This window comes from Erwinia sp. V71, assembly GCF_965644245.1.
Taxonomy (GTDB): Bacteria; Pseudomonadota; Gammaproteobacteria; order Enterobacterales; family Enterobacteriaceae; genus Erwinia.
Window position 1 is genome coordinate 1 of record NZ_CBFFRK010000234.1, and the last position, 1,503, is coordinate 1,503.

The following is a 1,503-nucleotide window of genomic DNA, read 5'->3' on the forward strand; positions in this document are numbered from 1 at the left end:
ATCGGTAGTTAACCCTTCCTCCTACACTCTCCACAATCATGTCCGAGCGTTGCACTTATTATCTGAATTCGCGCTTAGAACATTTGCTCAGCATTCACTGAAAAAGCTATCTATCCGGCCAGTAACCTGTACAGTGTCGCATCAGCTTGGGCTGAGTTTGGATTCCCTTCCTTTGAACGAATTTATACCTGTGTAGCGCAGGCTTTTTTGTTCCTGTAGCAGATCCCACCTTAAAACGCAGCGGTGAAAGAATGTGCTGTTCATCTCATTTTTGAATGCTATGCATTGCCAGCAGGCTAACCAGGTCATTCAATAAACTCTCACGCCGGGCACATTACATTCAGTCCTTCTCATAGATGGCCTACCATGGCTTTAGGCAGGGAGTGTACCTGGCGTGAAACGATGAGACTGCGCCCCCCAACGGCGCGATTACCATACGAGATTATCATTGCTGCAAATTAACCGGCCGCCGTGCCGGTTTTTTTTTACCAAAAAATTCAGTAACCCATCAGCCCCCTGAGCAAGAACATTTTTGATTTTCTAGCCATCCCAACTACACTTGGGAAGAGACATGAGTGTGTCTCCTTCCCACCCTGGAGCACTTTGCTCTAAGTAACAAGGATTTTAGCCCGCATGCTGAGCGGGCTTTTTTTTGTCCTTCAACAGAACTAATTCAATCGGAATAGCCTTCGGGATTAGGATTATTCTTGCTTGCTCTAAATATACCTACGTTATGCTTGATTATGTAATAAGAATCTAAGGTATATTGAAGATGACAACTGCATGAGATAGTTGCATCTTAAATCACCTTACTCACCCGCCTTACGGCGGTTTTTTTTTACTAAATATGAGGCTGTTTCTGCCGATAACTATACTGTGACGCCTCAATTTAAGAGGAGCACATTGTTATCCATTGCAAAATTTATAGCCTTTTTAGCTAGCCGGTGACGAGCCGGTTTTTTGCTATCATCGTGGCACCATTTGTAAATCAAGGACTTTCGGGCCATTCGATATCTGGCGCAGTGGTAAGGTCGAGGGCTTCGAGTGAGTCGATGTAATCGAGCCATGCGTTAAGTGATGTTGTCTCTTCGGTAGTCAGCTTGCGACCGATCAGCAGCTTGGTTTGCCACACAGTGATACGCTGCGTTGCATCAGCTATCAGCTTATCGCGTTCAGAGATTACCGGGCTGAGATAGTCAGGAGGTGGTACTTCGCCTGTTTCTACCCAATCCCCGCCAGATAATTCTCCAGTATCATCATTTCGAGTAGCGTTCTGATATTGGGCTTTATAATACCCATCGCCGACACGGTCAAAGGTCCAGTAAGCAGGCAGGTTTTCACCGCTTACGCCAATAACAAAATCGCCAATATAGAATCCGGCTTCATCGAGTATGTTTATTACGTCCATTTTTACACCGTATCGAAACTAAGGAAGGTGCGATTTAATCGTCAATTATGAGAACATAACCCTTTCTTTGACATAGACTTTTCACGATGCCCGCT

General features: G+C 45.0%; 1 protein-coding gene. It reads right to left on the bottom strand.

Annotated elements, in window-relative coordinates:
* Positions 1-988: 988 nt before the first annotated feature.
* On the bottom strand, positions 989-1,408 hold the full coding sequence (locus tag ACSZO1_RS22340; protein WP_437616569.1) for a tail fiber assembly protein: 420 nt from the start codon (positions 1,406-1,408) through the stop codon (positions 989-991).
* Between the last annotated feature and the right edge of the window lie 95 nt (positions 1,409-1,503).

Excerpts from the sequence above, each read along its gene's own strand:
- ACSZO1_RS22340 (WP_437616569.1), bottom strand. The coding sequence starts at position 1,408 with ATGGACGTAATAAACATACTCGATGAAGCCGGATTCTATATTGGCGAT.